General features: G+C 44.6%; 14 protein-coding genes. 9 read left to right on the top strand and 5 right to left on the bottom strand.

Translation table 11 applies throughout. The annotated features are described in order from the left end of the window. Window positions 1-6: 6 nt before the first annotated feature. The gene (locus EJ063_RS00195) at window positions 7-1,827 is read right to left on the bottom strand and encodes an extracellular solute-binding protein (protein WP_126571996.1); all 1,821 of its coding nucleotides are present in this window, start codon (window positions 1,825-1,827) and stop codon (window positions 7-9) included. A 197-nt stretch (window positions 1,828-2,024) separates the two neighbouring features. Between EJ063_RS00195 and EJ063_RS00190 the strand changes: the two genes are divergently transcribed. Beyond that, window positions 2,025-3,056, top strand: a complete 1,032-nt coding sequence (locus tag EJ063_RS00190; protein WP_126571995.1) for a GGDEF domain-containing protein — start codon at window positions 2,025-2,027, stop codon at window positions 3,054-3,056. A gap of 48 nt (window positions 3,057-3,104) precedes the next feature. Here EJ063_RS00190 and EJ063_RS00185 read toward each other — a convergent pair whose 3' ends face one another. Both EJ063_RS00185 and EJ063_RS00180 read right to left on the bottom strand, forming a co-directional pair. Then, on the bottom strand, window positions 3,105-3,623 hold the full coding sequence (locus tag EJ063_RS00185; protein WP_126571994.1) for an NUDIX hydrolase: 519 nt from the start codon (window positions 3,621-3,623) through the stop codon (window positions 3,105-3,107). Window positions 3,624-3,704: 81 nt separating this feature from the next. Further along, window positions 3,705-5,339: a methyl-accepting chemotaxis protein gene (locus tag EJ063_RS00180; RefSeq protein WP_126571993.1), complete on the bottom strand. Its 1,635-nt coding sequence runs from the start codon at window positions 5,337-5,339 to the stop codon at window positions 3,705-3,707. Between the two features lie 409 nt (window positions 5,340-5,748). Between EJ063_RS00180 and EJ063_RS00175 the strand changes: the two genes are divergently transcribed. Next, window positions 5,749-6,747, top strand: coding sequence for a 2-hydroxyacid dehydrogenase (locus EJ063_RS00175; protein WP_126571992.1), 999 nt, complete (start codon window positions 5,749-5,751; stop codon window positions 6,745-6,747). 63 nt (window positions 6,748-6,810) lie between these two features. Here EJ063_RS00175 and EJ063_RS00170 read toward each other — a convergent pair whose 3' ends face one another. After that, window positions 6,811-9,171, bottom strand: a complete 2,361-nt coding sequence (locus EJ063_RS00170) for a Lon protease family protein (protein WP_126571991.1) — start codon at window positions 9,169-9,171, stop codon at window positions 6,811-6,813. Window positions 9,172-9,362: 191 nt separating this feature from the next. Between EJ063_RS00170 and EJ063_RS00165 the strand changes: the two genes are divergently transcribed. The 5 genes from EJ063_RS00165 (at window position 9,363) to EJ063_RS00145 (ending at window position 14,216) form a co-directional block, all read left to right on the top strand. Next, window positions 9,363-9,857 carry a hypothetical protein gene (locus EJ063_RS00165; RefSeq protein ID WP_126571990.1) on the top strand — a complete coding sequence of 165 codons (495 nt, stop codon included), beginning with the start codon at window positions 9,363-9,365 and terminating at the stop codon, window positions 9,855-9,857. A gap of 12 nt (window positions 9,858-9,869) precedes the next feature. Continuing rightward, complete coding sequence (locus EJ063_RS00160; protein WP_126571989.1) at window positions 9,870-11,492, top strand: ABC transporter ATP-binding protein; 1,623 nt, start codon at window positions 9,870-9,872, stop codon at window positions 11,490-11,492. Window positions 11,493-11,729: 237 nt separating this feature from the next. Further along, a complete protein-coding gene (locus EJ063_RS00155) occupies window positions 11,730-12,518 on the top strand; it encodes a PhzF family phenazine biosynthesis protein (RefSeq protein ID WP_126571988.1) in 789 nt (262 codons plus the stop codon). Window positions 12,519-12,732: 214 nt separating this feature from the next. Beyond that, a complete protein-coding gene (locus tag EJ063_RS00150) occupies window positions 12,733-13,500 on the top strand; it encodes a YMGG-like glycine zipper-containing protein (RefSeq protein WP_126571987.1) in 768 nt (255 codons plus the stop codon). A 98-nt stretch (window positions 13,501-13,598) separates the two neighbouring features. Continuing rightward, window positions 13,599-14,216 carry an esterase/lipase family protein gene (locus tag EJ063_RS00145; protein WP_126571986.1) on the top strand — a complete coding sequence of 206 codons (618 nt, stop codon included), beginning with the start codon at window positions 13,599-13,601 and terminating at the stop codon, window positions 14,214-14,216. A gap of 129 nt (window positions 14,217-14,345) precedes the next feature. Here the strand turns inward: EJ063_RS00145 and EJ063_RS00140 are convergent, their stop codons facing one another. Next, window positions 14,346-17,099, bottom strand: a complete 2,754-nt coding sequence (locus tag EJ063_RS00140; RefSeq protein WP_126571985.1) for a M16 family metallopeptidase — start codon at window positions 17,097-17,099, stop codon at window positions 14,346-14,348. A 163-nt stretch (window positions 17,100-17,262) separates the two neighbouring features. On the opposite strand from EJ063_RS00140, the gene EJ063_RS00135 reads away from it, so the two are divergent. Both EJ063_RS00135 and arsB read left to right on the top strand, forming a co-directional pair. Beyond that, entirely contained in the window at window positions 17,263-17,607 is a 345-nt protein-coding gene (locus tag EJ063_RS00135) for an ArsR/SmtB family transcription factor (RefSeq protein WP_126571984.1), read from the top strand. 96 nt (window positions 17,608-17,703) lie between these two features. Next, window positions 17,704-18,783 carry an ACR3 family arsenite efflux transporter gene (gene arsB, locus EJ063_RS00130; RefSeq protein WP_126571983.1) on the top strand — a complete coding sequence of 360 codons (1,080 nt, stop codon included), beginning with the start codon at window positions 17,704-17,706 and terminating at the stop codon, window positions 18,781-18,783. Window positions 18,784-18,814: the final 31 nt, after the last annotated feature.

The following is an 18,814-nucleotide window of genomic DNA, read 5'->3' as shown; positions in this document are numbered from 1 at the left end:
CCTCTTTTAGCGGCGCTTCTCAGGAAGTTCGCTGGCTTTTTCTTTCGATACCCACCAAGTGTCTAAACCAAGATCATACTTAGGTAAAATCTCTGGTCGCTCAAACTTATCCCACATAGCGACGCGATACTGACTCACATGCCACTGAGGGATGATGTAGAAATTCCATTGCAATACACGATCGAGCGCTCGCCCTAACGTCAATAATGCTTGAGAGTCTTGCTGTTTCTTGGAGATTTCCATGGTGAGGAAGTCCACAACTGGGTCAGTGACACCCGCTGTGTTATAGGTTGAATCTAGGTAATTTGAGTTCCAAACAATCATCAAGTTTGGACTTGGATAAGCGTTAGCACTGTATGCTGATGACACCATGTCGAAGTCTCTATCACGCAGACGTTTGATGTATTGCGTGGTATCAATGGTGCGTATCTTCATATCTATCCCCATACGCTTGAGGTTTTTCTGCACAGGAATCGCGATACGTTCGGTGGTCGGGCTGTAAATGAGTAGTTCAAACGTCAGAGGCTCGCCAGTGGCTTTGTTGGTCATTACCTTATTATTTAGTTCCCAACCTGCTTCTTTAAGTAACGCAAATGCTGTCCGCATCTGGCTTCGGATTCGACCTGAACCATCTGTCATTGGCGGTTGGAACTGTTCGGTGTAGAGTCTTGGCGGCAGCTGTTCCTTGAATGGATCCAGCACCTTTTGTTCTTGCTCTGACGGTGTTCCTTTGGCTTCGTAATCGGTGTTTTGGAAATAGCTACGGGTACGAGTGTACTGACCGTAGAACATATTTTTGTTCATCCATTCGAAGTCCATCGCATAAGTTAACGCTTCACGAACTTTCGGATCACTGAATTTGTCTCGCTTGGTATTGAACACAAACGCTTGCATGCTCTCTGGTTTCTCATGGGCAATCTCTTGCTTTGATATATAACCCTTATCGAAGTTGACGCCTGTGTATGAATTGGCCCAGAATTTAGCGGAGTTTTCGAGCCTGAAATCGAACTCCCCAGCCTTAAATGCTTCAAGCATGACTGTGTCATCACGGTAGTAATCGTATTGAACGGTTTTGAAATTGTAGCGACCGACATTGACAGGAAGGCTGGCTGCCCAGTAATCGTCGACTAACGAGTACGTGACGCTTTGGCCAGATTTATAATCAGTAATTTTGTACGCTGAGCTGCCAACTGGAGGCGAAGAAAGTGGTTCTGAAAGGCTTTTATCATGCCAAAAATGTTTAGGTAGAACTCGAGTACCTTGAGTAAAACTAAACAGCTTTTCACGATTAGGGTTCACCATTTCAATTCGAACGGTGAGGTCATCTTTGGCAACAACGGATTTAATATCTTGATAGTAGACGCGGTACTGAGGCACACCTTCTGCCATAAACTTATCGAAAGTGAACGCAACGTCATGGGCTGTGATGGGTTGACCGTCATGGAATCTGGCTTTGGGGTTAATATCAACTTCAAGCCACATATAGTCGTCAGAATAACGAACACGTTCTGCAATAAGTGGGTAGTACGCGTCGATCTCATCACTTGGCGAGAACATTAGGGTGTCATAGAGCTCCCCTGTTGCCGCTGCGGCAACACCGCGTGATGCAAAACGGTTGAAGTTGTCGTAGGTGCCTACTCTACCGTAGGTGACCTTACCGTATTTAGGCGCGTCAGGGTTGACGTAGTCGAAGTGGCTAAATCCGTCTGCGTACTTTGCGTCTCCGAACCCAACCAGACTCGTGGTTTCAATCACTGCTGCATAAGCACCAAAGGTTGCACTGGTGGCGACTAACCCACCTAACGCCATTCTGCGCCACTTTCCCATAAACCGTTCCCTCAGTTGTTTTCTCAGCTCTCAGACAATATATTATTAATTCAATTACTTGGAAAAGTATAGAAGTCTGTAGCAGTTTGTGCGAAGCAATTTATGTGTTCGGTTGTTTCCGCTCCCTAAGATAACTGTTTTACAGCCTATAAACAGGATGCTATCCTGATGATATTACGCCTTAAACGGATTTTGAAATGATTCAATCAAATGGCTTATTTGAATTTGGCCAAATCGAGCTCAATGAACGAATAGAAATGTTGTCTCTAAGTTCAGAGACTCACCATCAATGGAAGTCGAAACTGAGTCAAAGTGAAGAAAAGCTTTTACGCGATAACATTTACCCTGCCTTGTTGAGTCACTTTGATCAAAGCGACACGCTAAGCCTCGTTGTTGGGCACTTTGCTGTTCATCAGGCGATGGAGCAATATTTCGATATTCTATTCAATCAGAACCTCAATCAAGACTATATCGATAGCATGACAAAGCATGCACTAAAGCTTGCCAATCATGGCGTAACGCTTAGCCTTTACTCCATCATTGCGTTTGAATTTAAGCGGCTAATTGTCAATCAATTCAGCGCGATTGTTCACTGTGAAAAAGCGATCGATTTACTTAACCGACGCATGCAGTTAGATATGATGCTGGTCATCGACTGCTTGCATCATAAAGAATTAGAAGACATTAAGCGCTACGCGTCACTGATGGACGTAAAAGACAGCCTGACTGACCTTTACACCTACAATACGTTTGTAGATGAAATGGATCGCATCATCGCACATTGTCAGCGTACACAATCCTCGGCTTTGTTACTGAAAGTGAATATCAAAGATTTGTCCGATATTAATGCCACTCATGGCTACGATGCTGGCAATGAAATCTTGCGTGCGTTTGCTCACTCAACTCAAGAACTCATTCGCAAATCAGATCTACTGGCTCGTGGTGAAGATGACAACTTTTTCCTTATCATGCCAGAGACGTGCAACAACGAAGCAAAACTGATTTGTGAACGCATTATCGAAGACTTTGAGCAACATTCAGAGCTGCCCGCGACGTTACGTTTTGGGGCAAGTTCGTTTGACCCGAAAAAGCGCACCTCTGTCGAACAAATGTTGTTTCTAGCCAACGAGCATTTGGATTTCGCTAGAGATCGTTCAAAGATCACTGACAAACATGAAGTCAGTGTTCATTTTTCTAACGAAAACAACATCATTCGGCTTATCAAATAGCAAAAAGCCAGCGACATTCTCGCTGGCTTTTACTTTCGAAAGTAAAGGTTAGATCATTTCTTTGGCGATAAGGTGCAATAGATAAGTTTCACGTTCGATACTCATGCCTTTTTTGTCACTCTCTGCCATGGTTTTCTCGTTATGAGCAATCGCTTGATGAATGTTCATCCATACCGCTTTCATCCCATTTTTGATTTCGTAATCTTCATAGTTAGTTTCGCCAAGTTCGCGATCAATTTTGCAACTATAGCAGTACGAAATCATGTGCATTACGTCAGCATCATCTTTATACCAAGGACGAAATTCTTCAAAGATACCAAACGGCTTAATCCCATGAATATTCTGTGCACCGGTTTCTTCTTCAAGTTCTCTTACCATTCCGGCGATAACGTCTTCGCCTTCATCTAAACCGCCACCTGGGATCGTGTAGTCATGGTAACGCTCTGTGTAGAGTAAAAGGATATCTTCGCCGTCAACAACAATGGCTCTTGCTGCATTACGTTTAAAGATAATCTTGTCGTCTAGATGCTCAAGATCAGGGTGTACAGTAGTCTTTAGATGTCTCATACGTTCGCTAGTGTTGATCAATACGCGGCGATTCTAACACTAGCGATACGATCGATTCCAATCGGATTCACGCTACGAAAGTTAGGCGAGTTTAAACTTGCCAATCATATTCATGAGATCTTCCGACACATGACTGAGCTCTTTGCCAGAACTCGCCATTTGAGCCGATTCTGACGATACCGACCCAGCCATGTCACTCAAGCTGACTACATTGCGGTTTATGTCTCCGACCGTCACCGTTTGCTGCTCAGCGGCAGTAGCAATGTGCTGAGCCATTTCTTCTATTTTGAGCACTTCTTGGTGAATGTTCTTCAAAGTCGTCCCTGCTTGAACAGACATATTTGATGCATCATCTGCTTTTCCTGCGCCGACATTCATCGCTGAAACGACGTTTTCTGCACCCGTTTGTAGCTTTTCAACGATCGTTTGGATTTCTAGCGTTGATTCCTGCGTGCGTTGAGACAGTGTTCTCACTTCATCCGCAACCACGGCAAAGCCTCTTCCTTGCTCACCGGCCCTTGCCGCTTCAATAGCCGCATTTAACGCGAGAAGGTTGGTTTGCTCCGCGACGCCTCGAATGACCTCTAAAACCGTATCGACATTTTTGGCATCCGCGGCGAGTTGTTGGACAACTTCTCCAGCAGAGTTGATTTTTGCTGCAAGTTCATTTGCCTGTGTAACGTTCTCTTGGATAATCGACTGACTACGCTGTGTTTCTTCTGAGGCAAGACGGCTTGCATCATTTGCTTCAACCGTTCGACCTGCCACTTCTTCGACCGTAGCCAACATTTCAGTCATGGCGGTCGCGAGCATATCGACGTCGTTTTGCTGCTGATTCAAACTGTCATCAATATGATTGACCGAACTCGTCAGCTGGGTTGCTGACGCCGACACTTGCGTCCCCGCATCATGAATATTCAGCATAATAGATTGGATCGAAGCCACGAACTGATTGAAGTATCGCGAAAGGTGAATGAGCTCTTTGCTACCTTCTTCTGGTAAACGTTGAGTTAAGTCCCCTTGCCCTTTAGCAAGATCTTTCATCGCAACCAAGGTTCGCTTCAAAGGAGAAGTAATGGTTTTAATAAAGAAGCCGACAACCACCGACAAGACAACTAAAATACCCACGGCATATCCTAAAGATGTCACTTCCGAGCGGTAAGTCACGGCTTGAAGCGCCTGCATATTCATCCCTGAGCCAATCATCCAACCCCATGGCTGAAACATCACTGCATAACTGGTTTTAGGATCAAGGGTTTCCTTGTCTGGGTTCTTCCAAAAATAGTCGACAAAGCCGCCACCATTCTGAGCAACACGGTAAAGATCTTTAACGAAGAACTTTCCATTACTGTCCTGCAATTCCATGATATTTGTACCAAGCAATGACAACACCCCAGTAGCAAGCTGTACGCCTTCCTTGTCACCAACAAATACATAGTTATCACCATCAAAGCGCATTGCACCGATTGCTTCTAATGCTTTTGCTTGCGCTTCATTTTTCGAATACGCTCCGCTCTCACTCATATCATGAAAATGCCCAATGACCCCAACGGCACTTTCCACCATCGTTTCTACACCGTGCTCATAGTTTTCACGCATATGTTGTCGTTGCGAGTTTATATTCAGTAAAGTGTTCGCCAATAAACTTAGAGCGAAAAGCCCAAGAATAGACCACGCCCTTGTCGCAATTGACACTTCCTTTAGTTTATTCCACATATCCATATTCCCTAGCCATGTCTTATTTTGCTCACTTACAAATAGCTCCCTCTGTTTGTGCCCACAGAGGTAAGGTGTGCAAGTCTTGTTTATACAAGCTAGCAGCCAAATCAACACGTTGCTTACCATATATATGAAATAAGTATCATTTATTTGGTATTAATAGATATGATATTTTAAGCACTTGATATATTCGTACCAACACCAGAAAGCGGAGCATAATATTCTGGTCAAAAATGAGACAAAGTGACGCGATTTTCTTGAGCGTGCTTCTGCTCTTTGCGGCGAAATAACTTAGGTCTATTCGTTCTTATTCTAAAATAGCCTTGATAAATTCATGGTTTATTTTTATCTGGAATCGGTATTCAATAGTGAATATTACTCTCCCGGCTATCTTTGAGAGGTTTTTATGATAGATGTCGCCGTATTCAGTTCTAAGTCTTACGATGAAGTTTCTTTTTCTCATCAAAATGAACAACATGGGTTCACGCTCCATTTCCATGAGTTTCCGCTAAACATTAAGACCGCCAAAATGGCGCATGGAAGCCAAGTCGTTTGTGCTTTCGTTAATGACGACCTTTCTGCTGAGGTGTTAGAAGCACTCTCTGAGCAAGGCGTTAAGCTCATTGCAATGCGATGCGCAGGGTTTGACCGTGTCGATTTAGAGGCCGCGAAAAAGCTTGGTATGCAAGTCGTCCGTGTTCCTGCTTACTCGCCAGAATCGGTTGCAGAGCATACGGTTGGCCTAATGATGAGCCTCAACCGTCGCTTCCATAAAGCGTATCAGCGCACCCGTGACGCAAACTTCAACCTTGAAGGTCTCGTTGGTTTTAACTTCTACGGTAAAACAGTCGGCGTGATTGGTACCGGTAAAATCGGTATTGCGACGATGCGTATTCTTAAAGGTTTGGGCATGAATATTCTTTGTCACGACCCTTATGAGAACCCAGCGGCTATCGAGATGGGCGCGACTTACTGCTCTAAAGAACAGCTGTTTAAAGAAAGTGACGTTATCACGCTTCACTGCCCGATGTTCAAAGAGAACTACCACTTACTTGATGAAGCGGCATTCGATCAGATGAAAGATGGTGTGATGATCATTAACACCAGCCGTGGTGGCTTGCTAGATTCGGCTGCTGCTGTGGAAGCGTTGAAAAAAGGTCGCATTGGTGCGCTAGGTCTTGATGTTTATGAACATGAAAAAGATCTGTTCTTCCAAGACAAATCTAACGATGTAATTGTTGATGACGTATTCCGTCGCCTATCTGCTTGCCATAATGTTCTGTTTACAGGCCACCAAGCCTTCTTAACCAATGAAGCATTGGGAAACATTGCGGAAACAACGTTGGGGAACGTGGACGCTTTCGCAAAAGGCGAACAGTCAGGCAATGAGATCATCGAATACTAAGTAGCTTGTCTCGCTTAACCCTTATAAAAAAAGAGCCCCACAATTGGGGCTCTTTTTATTTCTCTATTTTCTTAGTGCGTTCAGCTTAGTCTGAGCAATCCCATATATGGTATCAATCGGGTAACTGCCCTCTTCGGTTGGCGTACCGGCTGGCTTACCGGTAAAGAGTTCAATTGCCTCTGTGACATGGTCAATCGCCCAAATATGAAACTCACCTTTTTCTACGGCTTTAACAATATCAGGACGTAGCATCAGGTTGTGCATGTTCGAACGTGGAATGATCACCCCTTGACTGTCATTACGTCCTTTAATTGCACACACATCAAAGAAGCCTTCTATCTTCTCGTTCACACCACCAATCGGCTGCGATTCACCAAATTGGTTCATCGAACCTGTAATCGCAATATCTTGTCGGTTAGGCTGTTTAGAGAACGCTGACACAACAGCACAGAACTCGGCCATACTTGCGCTGTCACCATCAACCCCACCGTAAGATTGCTCAAACGTAATGGTGGTATTCAGTGGCACTTTGGCTGTTTTACCAAATACCGATGATAGATACGCCGATAAGATCATCACCCCTTTCGAGTGAATGCTGCCGCCAAGATCGACGCTACGCTCAATATCGATCACATCGCCTTCACCATAACAAGTCGTTGCCGTAATGCGGTTTGGTGCCCCGAACATATATTCACTGGTACTCAAAACCGACAGAGCATTGACTTGCCCCACAGCCTCACCTTCGGTATGAATCAAAGTTGTGCCATTGATGAAGCCTTCCATTACACTGTCTTTTAGTCGGCTCACACGTTGCTCTTGGTTAGCAAGCGCATCTTCAACGTGGCTCAGTCGAATCATATTTGAGTTCGCTTGTTTCGCTACGTAATTTGACTCTCGTAGAAGGTTAGCAATGTTCGCCGAATGCAGTGAAATCTTATTCTGGTCTCCGGCTAAACGAGAACTGTGCTCGATGATTCGTGCGATCGCTTTACGATCGCAATGCAGCATGTTGTTATCGTTCACCACGCTTGAGATGAATTTGGCGTACTGCAACTCAGCGTCAGCATCGCGCTTCATTTCATCTTCAAAATCCGCCGTGACTCGGAACAGCTCGCTGAACTCGGCATCGTAATGTTGCAGAAGTTGGTAAGTACGATAATCACCAAAGAGAATGATTTTCACGTCCAGAGGAATAGGTTCAGGGTCTAAAGAAACCGCTCCTGTCAGAGTCACTTCTTTCTCAAGCGAAGTAAAGCTCAATTGACGTGCTCTTAATGCTCTCTTAAGCCCATCCCATACGTAAGGCTGTTCAAGCACTTTCTGCGCATCCATCAGCAACACACCACCATTCGCTTTATGTAAGCTGCCTGGGCGGATGAGCGAGAAATCGGTAAATACGGTGCCTTTGAACGTAGCCGTTTCAATGTAACCAAACAACGTGTGATAGTTCGGGTTTTCTTCCACAACAATTGGGAACTCTTGATCTTTACGGCTTACTAAGACGTTAACCTTGTAACGGCGCGGTAGCTTTTTGTCTAGAGAAGCGGTTGCTGCTTCACCCTGCTCAGCACTTTGTTCAAGGAAAATATCGGCATTCTCAACAATGTCCGCTTGAAGCTCGGTCAGGTAAGTTTTGATCGCTGGGTAGCCTGAGTAATCCTTCTTAAGCTGTTTGATAAAGTGCGTAATTACGTCAAGCGTCACTTCATCATTAAGCTTTTTAATTTTTTCGCTGTACGCCTCTTCCCACTCGGTCAACTGGCGAACCATATTACGCAGCTGAACTTCGAGTTCATCAATAGTGCTGCCGAAATACTCTTGCTCTTTTTTGCTTAACTCATCAAACGACTCTTCACTGTGTAGCTCGTCACCATTCATCGCGACAAACTGATAGTCGCCCTGAGTCGTGATCGTCAGGCTGATCCCTTTCGCTTTTGCTTCTTTGGTGATCACGGCCAGTTCGGCTTCTTGCTTAGCGGCCAACTGATTTTTCAGCTTATCTGCGCGACTGTAGTAAAGCTCATTGTCGAACGCCAATGGCATTGCATTGAGCAGCTTAGAGATCAGTTTCTCGATATCCTGCTTCAACTTGCTGCCCACACCGCAAGGAAGTTTCAGCACACTTGGGGTACGAATATCTTCAAAATTCGCCACATAACACCAATCATAAAGTGCGTCGGCATCATGTTTATGGCGATTGAGATAACGAAGGATCATCGTACGCTTGCCTAACCCATTCTGGCCAATCGCGTAAATGTTATAGCCTTTCTCTTTAATCGACATCGCAAATTCGACGGCCTTCTGAGCTCGCTCTTGCCCAACGATTTCATCGATAGGCGGCAACTCTTTAGTCGACTTGCTTTCTAACTTCTCTAACTCAGCCGGTAAGTACAGCTGGTTTGCGTCAAGTCTATTAATCGTCATCACTCTATCCTTGTGCAAATAATGTATTACCAACAGTTTAGGTCATATTTATTTATATTTTAGTGACTTACAGCTAATTCGTGTTTAAGTGATTACTTTTCAAACAAAACAAGAAATAAATGATAATTATTTGCATTAGATAATGATTTGCATTTTAATGTGGGCATTGAGCGTTTGTGGAGAATATGGATATGACGTTAGAACAGTGTTGGGCTCACTACTTAAAAGCAGAACAGTTGTCAGAGCAAGGACATTGGCCAGAGGCCCATTACCTTTATGGTCAAGTGTTGGACCACCTTCCGAGCTATCTACAAGATGCACTTCACGACAATACGACTAAGCCTTGCCAGTTTAGCTGTTTAATTACCAGCTTAAGAGATGCGGCCATCTCTCAGTCTGAAATCTTAAATAAGATGGGGCAACAGAAGCAGGCGTTTGAGCTGCTTAACCAGACTCACGCTCAATTGCAGTTTTTATCTATCGAACACGATGATCTCATCCACGCCACTCAGCATATTCTTCACAAACAGTGTGACGAATTGCTTCGACATATGGGCGCCTTCTGTACTGCTCAACGAAGTGCTCAGTGGATGTTGGAGTTTGAACACGTCCAAAAAGCTCACCACTATTTTTCAACGCTCAAGCAATACAATGCTGTGATGGAACAGCCGCATAACATTAATTAATAAGGATATATCATGTCACAGACCCCGATTCTTAAGGTCAACAACCTTTCCGTTAGTTTTACGACTAATGATGGTGTCGTTGATGCGGTGAAAAATATCAGCTTCGAACTTCGTAACGGCGAGACACTCGCGATTGTTGGCGAATCTGGAAGTGGTAAATCCGTCTCGACCAATGCACTGATGCAACTTCTGCCTAACAACGCCATTGTTCATTCGCAATCCAGTATCGAATTTGAAGATCGTCAATTACTCGACTTGCCAGAAAAACAGATGCAATCCATTCGTGGCGACCGCATAGGGATGATCTTCCAAGAGCCAATGACATCACTAAACCCGTATGTCAAAGTCGGCCCTCAAGTTGCTGAAGCAATACTTTGCCATCGAGCGGTGAGTCGATCTGAAGCAAAGGCTAAGGTATTGGAATTATTTGACCTCGTACACCTTCCAAACATCGAACAGGCCTACACGAAATACCCTCATGAGTTTTCAGGAGGTCAGTTGCAGCGCATCATGATTGCAATGGCGTTGATTAATGAACCCGATATTCTTATCGCCGATGAACCGACCACCGCATTAGACGTGACTGTTCAAGCCGAGGTACTTAACCTAATTAAGGAAATACAATCTAAGCTTGGCATGTCGATCTTGTTCATTACCCATGATTTAGGCGTTGTGAAACATTTCGCCGATCGAGTGATTGTGATGTGCAAAGGTGATGTGGTTGAGACAGCTGAGTGCCATGCCCTATTTGACTCTCCTCAACATGACTATACCAAAATGTTGATTAACTCCATTCCCAAGGGCAGTAAAAAACCGATCGATGCGGGCGCGGTACCACTACTAAAAGCGGATGATATTCGCGTTAAGTTTTTGGTTAAGCCTCATTTCATGCCGAGCAAGAATCAATATTTCGAAGCGGTAAAAGGGATTTCTCTCGAGTTAAAACAAGGTGAAACCTTAGGTATTGTTGGTGAGTCAGGTTCTGGGAAATCAACGCTTGGCCGCGCGTTGATCGGGTTACTTCCCTCCACGGGAACGATCGCTTTTAAAGGTCAGAATCTAGATCAACTTTCGCAGTCAGAAAAGTTTCAGCTAAAAAAAGACATTCAAATGGTGTTTCAAGATCCCTACGGATCACTCTCGCCTCGAATGACTGTCGGTGACATCATCACTGAAGCGCTCACTGTCCACCAGCCGAACTTAACTCGTTCAGAGCGAATGGCGAGAGCGCGAAAGGCATTAGAAGAAGTGAGACTCGACCCGAGCTCGATTAACCGCTACCCCCACGAGTTTTCAGGTGGGCAACGCCAGCGTATTGCGATCGCACGTGCGCTCATCTTAGAGCCCTCTTTTATCTTGCTGGATGAACCCACATCGGCGCTCGACCGCTCGGTACAATTAACAGTGATTGAATTATTAAAAGACATTCAAGCGAAACACAACATCGGTTTTCTGTTTATCAGTCACGATCTGAGTGTGGTCAAAGCGCTTTCTGACCGCGTGCTCGTTATGCAGAAAGGCGAAGTTATGGAGCAAGGCAGTGCTGAAGATATTTTTTACAACCCAAAAAGTGATTATACAAAAAAGCTCATTGCAGCCTCATTTGACTTAGAAAAATCGACAAAAGTTGCCTAAGCTTACTTATATCGGTTTGGCCGCCGACACGAATGCCGATGCAAGGACGCATCGGCATTTTTTTGCTCGCGACATAGCACATGCGCTTAAATGCAACATTGTTTAACTTCCTCTAATGAACCTAATGTAACCAATGGATGATTCCGTTAGAGCTTTGTCGCAACTCTCTCTGTTTTTCATCCATTTATCAAAACGAAAGGTAATAATTTATAAAACTTACCCACTAAAGGAATGGTCATGGAACTTGAGATATTTATATGTGATGCGTTTACCTCACAAAGATTTAGAGGCAATCCCGCTGCCGTCGTTCCGGTTACTGAATGGCTCAGTGATAATATGATGCAGAGCATCGCTGCCGAAAACAATTTGTCTGAAACCGCCTTTGTTAAGCAGCTTGCCATGGATCACTATGAGATTCGCTGGTTCTCTCCTCTGTGTGAAGTGGATTTTTGTGGCCATGCAACCCTCGCGACTGCTCATGTTCTTTTCCAACATTTTGATGCCGGTGAAGTCATTCAATTTGACACACGCCTAGTGGGGCCACTCACGGTGGAGAAAGATCTCTCAGGCCGAATCTTAATGTGTTTCCCACTGCGTAAACCAACACCTTGCGATGCGCCTGCCGAGCTATTGGAAGGCCTCTCGATTCAACCAGTGGAAGTGCTTAAGAACCCACAAGCCTATTTCGCTATCTACGACAATGAGCAAGACGTCATTGATCTCAACACAAAGAATGATTATCTAAAACAGCTCGCGCCTTATGATGTGGTGGCCACTGCGCCGAGTGAACAATTTGATTTCGTTTCTCGCTATTTTTGGCCGGCCAATGGCGGAGTTGAAGATCCAGTAACAGGATCTATTCACGCTGGATTAGCACCATATTGGGCAGAAAAATTAGGCAAAGATAATTTAATGGCTTATCAAGCATCTAAACGCGGTGGTACGCTTTACTGCCATGTCGAACCTGAACAAGTCATTGTTTCTGGCGATGTCGTTCCTTATTCTCACGGCAAAATCTTCATTTAAATCAATCAATGTGCGTCTTTGATAACTGGTGGTTATGATCGAGATAAGCACCAGTTAATCGACCTCTACTCTTCCTCAACATACACTGCTCCTAACACAGAAACTCTAGTAACACTTCGTAAAACATGGTTACGATTCTGTCTTGGTCTAATAACAGGGCCCTGACAATTGCACGCTATGTTATCCGCCTACGAACACCGCTTAGGAAATGTCTATGAACAACATGCTTAAAACAACCCTTATTACCGCCGCTTCTTTGAGTTTACTGACAGGGTGTGTCACTCCAGGTGAAGACGATCCTAACGCAATGACCAAACAAGGTGCGGCAGGCGGTGCGTTGCTTGGACTCACTCTAGGGGCCCTTACCGGAGACGCAGAACTTGCGATGCAAGGAGCAATAGCAGGAGGTGTCGCTGGTGGTGTCGCTGGTGCATCCGCAGACATTCAAAACAACCGCGAAGTGAATCGTTCAAATAGCCGTGATGAGGCAATCGCCCAAATCGGTAATCAATCACAAAGTGCAGAAACGCAAAAGGCCGCTAACTGGGATAAGCTGGATAACTTCATTGGCGAGTGGAATGTAAACATTCAAACGCACAACCAAAAAATGGCTGACATTAAGCCTCTATCCGCTTCTGGAGGTTTAACCAAAACAACCGAAGCCAGTGTCGCCGTTAATAATGAGCAAGGCGTTGATCTCGCGATGCAATTTTCTTACAGCACCAATGATGGGTATCAATTGTCACTCGTCAACAATGGCACTGATGTCGCGGTTAACTTTGCTGGAGAAAAACAGTCTAACTCTGAGCGTTATAACTTCTACCCAACCAACCCAAGTGATGTGATCTATAAAGAGATTAACAGTGCAGATATTCATGTTGAACTCGGCTTCGCAGGCCCAAATGTGTGGCTGCTTGAAAGCTATGCTTATGTCGATGGCAATCAACAAAAACTGCAAACTTTCCGATTCACTCGTTCATAACCTTGTGAGAGCACCCCTATAAGTTACTGCCTCATGCCATGTATAATCAGCTGACACAGTTCAGCTGATTGTATTTATGTCATATCACGGAAGGAAAGATGAAAATAATCATTCTGCATGGTCTTTATATGCATGGCATGGTCATGCAGCCGCTCAGTCGAAAGCTACGTAAATTTGGCTATCGAACCAAAATTCTCTCCTATAACAGCGTTGCTATCAATGAGCAGCGCTTGTTCGCATCTATTGACCACGCACTTTCTGATTCAGAGCCTAATGTACTGGTTGGCCACAGTCTCGGCGGCGTGCTGATTAAACGCTATTTGCACACTCGCCCGCTCGATACTCAGACAGTGTCTCATGTCGTGACTATTGGCTCTCCTCTTAAGGGCGCTTCCATCGTCACTAAAATCCAAGATCTCGGTATGAGTGCGATTTTGGGTAACTCACCAGAATTTGGCTTAAAGCAACATGATAGCGTCTGGACGGTGCCACAAAAGCTCGGCAGTATCGCCGGAACCTTACCTCTTGGCGCACGTTCATTGCTTATGATGGATTGCCCAATGATGTCAGATGGTACCGTCACCGTAGATGAAACCAAATTGGATGGTATGAGTGACCATGTCGAGATTCGCACCAGCCATACAAGCTTAATCTATTCATCTTTGGCACCTAATCAAATCGATCACTTTATAAAACATGATTGCTTTGCCCATTAAGCCGAACCAATTCAACTCTGAAACTTAAAGGCTCAATACAAATAAAGCCAAGGCACTCGCCTTGGCTTTCGATTGTTCGCGACACGGGAGAGTCAGAGGTCAACCCGAGCTATTCGCTTGTCGTCTTTGTTATTCCCCTTTCGGTGATAGCACGTATTTAGTCTTAATCGAATCTACGCCAAATAGCTGCCCAATTCTTTGGTTCATGGCTTCTTGGGTGATAGATTGAGTGGTTCCCTCAATATCTTTGAGTGCATCAACACCATAGCCGTGAACCAAGTATCGAGCGTAGAACCATGAACGTTGAATGATATCCTCATCGAGTGGCTGCAGTGCAACAGACAATTGTTTGGCTACCATCTCAACATCACTTTGACTGACGCCTTTTACTAATTCATCAATCACTTTGTCCACCGCGACTTCCACTTTTCGAATATCACTTGGTGCGACTTGCGCTTCCACGAGCCAATCACTGCTTGGCTCGCCATCTATCGAAGTCGCATAGCTATCAGGCGCGTAGTCTAGCCCTAAATCTTCACGAATATGCTCCGTCAAACGCTTTGAGATCAAACGTTGAATCATGTCATCCATAAACACCGACTGCAGATTGCTTGGCGGTAACTGAGGATTGGTAAAACGAGCAATGTAATAGGTATTAGGCTCATTGTAGATGGCCAAGTCGATACGAGGCTTAGGTTCGAGAATATATCCAGGGTTAAAGCTCGGCGACGCCGCTGGTTCAAGAGGAATAGAACCGATGTAGTGGCGAACCATTTCACGCACGGTGCCAGCGTCTAGGTCGGCAACAATGACGAGTTTGTTGTTGCGATTCTTTGCAAATAGCTCGTGATGAACCTCTTTTATTTGTTCTGCGGTCACCAATGAAATATCAGGCGAAGATACGGAGTAATGGAAACTGTCCGGTAGATAGCTGTTGTGGTTGATCGCTTTGGTCCACTTGCCTATTGGCGTTGCCATGTAATTATTGATGTTTTCTATCGTTTCTTTTGACACCACTTGCAGCTGCCTTTCAGACACGTTTACATTCGTAGCGATGTTGTAAATCGTATTTAAGGTGTCTGCGAGTTTGTCTTTCGGCGCGCCTAACTCTAAGCCATGGTCAGTAAACCCAACGAACGGATACACTTCGATGTTGTTTCTTCTTAAATACGAATCAAAGCTCGCACCGTCAAAATCACCAATACCGCTGCGATTAACGGTGTTGATCGCCACGTGAGATGCTGCAAACAAATTCGGTGCGAGAGCCGCTTTTCCTCCTAGACTGCTGTAAACCAGTCTCGTTGACTCTCCCGCCTTTTCATCACGTTCAAACCACACCTCGATGCCATTCGATAGTGTCCATACCGTGAAACCATTTTCCATACTGATTTCACTGACGATCTTCCCATTTCCACCTGGCGCGGCAAGTTCTTGGATAGTCTCAGTCATTGCCAACGGCTTGGTTCCTGATTCGGCCAAACTGGCTTTCACTTTTGGTAAAGTCGCCATCAGAGGAGAAATGCGCTCCGCGTCTGCCGCACCTAAGATAACCGTATAGTCTTGGCTCAGCATCTGTTTAAGGTGTGCATTAACACGTTCTGATGATGCGTACTCAACAAACCCTTCTAAGCTCTGTTGGTAATCTTGCTTAGATTGAATCGGCTCATTTAAAGTAATGGAATCAACACGTGATTCTGCAATATCGACCGCTGTCAGCTGTTCATACTGCTGATCGACCGTCGTAAGTTGTTGATGGTAATACGCAATCGCGGCTTCAAGTTCTGTGTTGGTGACACCATAATCGCGCAAAGACGCCAATGTATTAGTAAACAAGCGTTGCGCTTTTTCTCGCTCTGTTTCAACAAAGCCTAACGAGAGCAAAGAGTATCTGCGATAGTTAATATAGTAGGAGGATGAATACAAGCTTTGAACGGGTAATGCCGCTTTGTTTAGTTCCGCATCCAAACGTTGCCAGATCAGTTGTTGCACGACGTCATCTAACCAAAACTCATACAATTGATCTCGTGTTTTAATCGCCGCATCACTTTGGTCAATCAAAATGGTTAGACTTGGAAAGTCATACTCTCCAATCTCTTCAACAAAATCGACCGGTTTGAGTTGTGTAATATCACGCCCCTCTATTTCTACATCACTCGATGCCTCCCAACTGCCAAAATGTTGTTCAATCATGGCTTTGCCTTGCTGCGCTGTGATTGCGCCAGTGACAACAATTTCAGTCAATTGAGGTTGATACCAGGATTTGTAGAACGCTCGGATCGAATCAGAAGTCGCGCTAGACACGGATTCTGTTGTTCCTAATGGATCTAAGTCCTCTAGCGGTGTTCCTTTGATAAGGTGATCGTAATATTTTTCAGAAAGGGATTTGTTTTCCGGGCGAGAGCGTCTCATCTCTCCTTTGATGACACCTTTTTCCTTTTCAATTTCAGATGATGACAGATTCAACCCATCAGCAATATCTCTCATCCAACGGATACCATTATCGACTTGCTTGGTATCGGGTAAATCGAGCTTATAAACGGTTTCATAGTAGGAGGTGTAGGCGTTGATATCCGCTCCAAACGTTAACCCCGAATGTTCAAATAGATCCACCACATCATTAGAGCTAAAATTGCGAGAACCATTAAACGCCATGTGCTCTAAGAAATGAGCGTACCCTTTCTGCTCATCCGTCTCATTGACGGAACCAGCGTGAACATACATGCGTAACGCGACGGCTTCTTTGTTATTTGGGTATATATGGTAGCGTAGACCGTTACTTAATGTCCCAGAAGTCCAACCTGGTTGTTCTTGGATCGGCGCATCATCTGGTTTATGTGTACATCCAACCAATAGAACTAAAATTAATAAGAATATTCTTTTCATAGCCATGCTTTTTAGTTATTAAACTTCTGTCAATATACGCTAAACCTATCATTTAATTTATAAATTATCTTGAGAATAGGTTTTAGTTTGTTGCAGTTGCAGAACTGATACGATGAGCGTATCATTAATCGTAATTAGACGATTAACGATTGAGTGATTAAGAATGGCAGAATCAAAGTGTAATGCGGTCAGTGCTCAAGCATTCGAAACGTCAGAGCAGCAAAAAGCTCAAGAGATTCAACTTGCCGCACAGGCTAAAGCGTTATCACACCCTGCTCGGGTACGTATCATCAAGATATTGATTAATTTAGAAAAAATGGGCGGTTGTTTAAATAGCGATCTCGTCTCGGAGTTAGGGCTTGCTCAATCTACCGTTTCAGAGCATCTGCGCATTCTTAAACAAGCAGGCTTTATCACTGCTCAGCCGATGCCACCTAAAGTGTGTTATCGAGCAGACCTGAGTGCAATCGAACAATTCCAGCTACTTTTTAGTAAAGTCTGTAGCTAATCAAATTTGCGATGGGGAGAACCTGCTCCCTATTTTTTGAAACGTTGACATCGTTAATTGACGATAAACGATAAACGAATATCTAAGGATATTGCTATGACAAAACAAGTCGCGGCGACCCCTAGTGCTGATTCTAGCGCAGCCAACAATATGAGCTTTTTAGATCGATATCTTACCGTCTGGATTTTCGTAGCCATGGCGATTGGCATAGGCATTGGTGTCCTCTTTCCTCAAGTCGCTGAGTGGAATGAATCCATGTCCGTTGGCAGCACCAATATTCCACTGGCCATCGGACTTATTCTCATGATGTACCCACCTTTGGCTAAGGTGAATTACTCGCTTCTTGGCAATGTTCGCCATGATAAGAAAGCCATCACTTTATCACTTGTGATGAACTGGATCGTAGGCCCTATCCTGATGTTTGTGCTTGCCCTAACCTTTCTTGGCGACAAGCCTGGTTATATGGTGGGGATCATCCTGATTGGTCTCGCTCGTTGTATTGCGATGGTCCTAGTATGGAATGACATTGGTGGCGGTAACAAAGAGTATGGTGCGGCTTTGGTCGCTTTAAACAGTGCTTTCCAAATCGTTACTTACAGTTTTATGGCTTGGCTGTTTATCAGTGTTCTTCCACCAGTCCTTGGCTATCAAGGGTTCGATGTTGATATCTCAATGTTGGACATCGCAGAAAGCGTATTCATTTACCTTGGTATTCCGTTCTTAGCTGGCTTCTTAAGTCGCAAGTGGCTGACAGCATTAAAAGGTGAGCAATGGTATAACGAGGTCTTCATTCCGCGTATTTCGCCAATGACGCTCATCGCTTTACTCGCAACCATCGTTCTAATGTTCAGCCTAAAAGGTGAAATGATATTGGAGCTACCAATGGATGTGTTCCGAGTTGCCCTGCCGTTAGCGATTTACTTTGTACTGATGTTTTTTGTAAGTTTCTTCGTTGGCAAGAAACTAGGCATCGAATATGACAAAAACGCTTCAATCGCTTTCACCGCCACTGGCAATAACTTTGAACTCGCCATCGCGGTCAGTATCGCAGTATTTGGTTTGAATTCTGATCAGGCTTTTGCCGGTGTTATCGGGCCTCTTATCGAGGTCCCTGTGCTGATTGCCCTCGTTAATGTGGCCCTAAGAATGAAAGAGAAGTACTACCCTAGTCGTTAGCGCACTCTCTTGCTCCATTGATACAAGAAAC

It is taken from the genome of Vibrio aquaticus, assembly GCF_003970385.1.
GTDB lineage: Bacteria > Pseudomonadota > Gammaproteobacteria > Enterobacterales > Vibrionaceae > Vibrio > Vibrio aquaticus.
The sequence above is the reverse complement of the archived record's forward strand: the minus strand, read 5'-3'. Positions and strand labels throughout refer to the sequence as shown.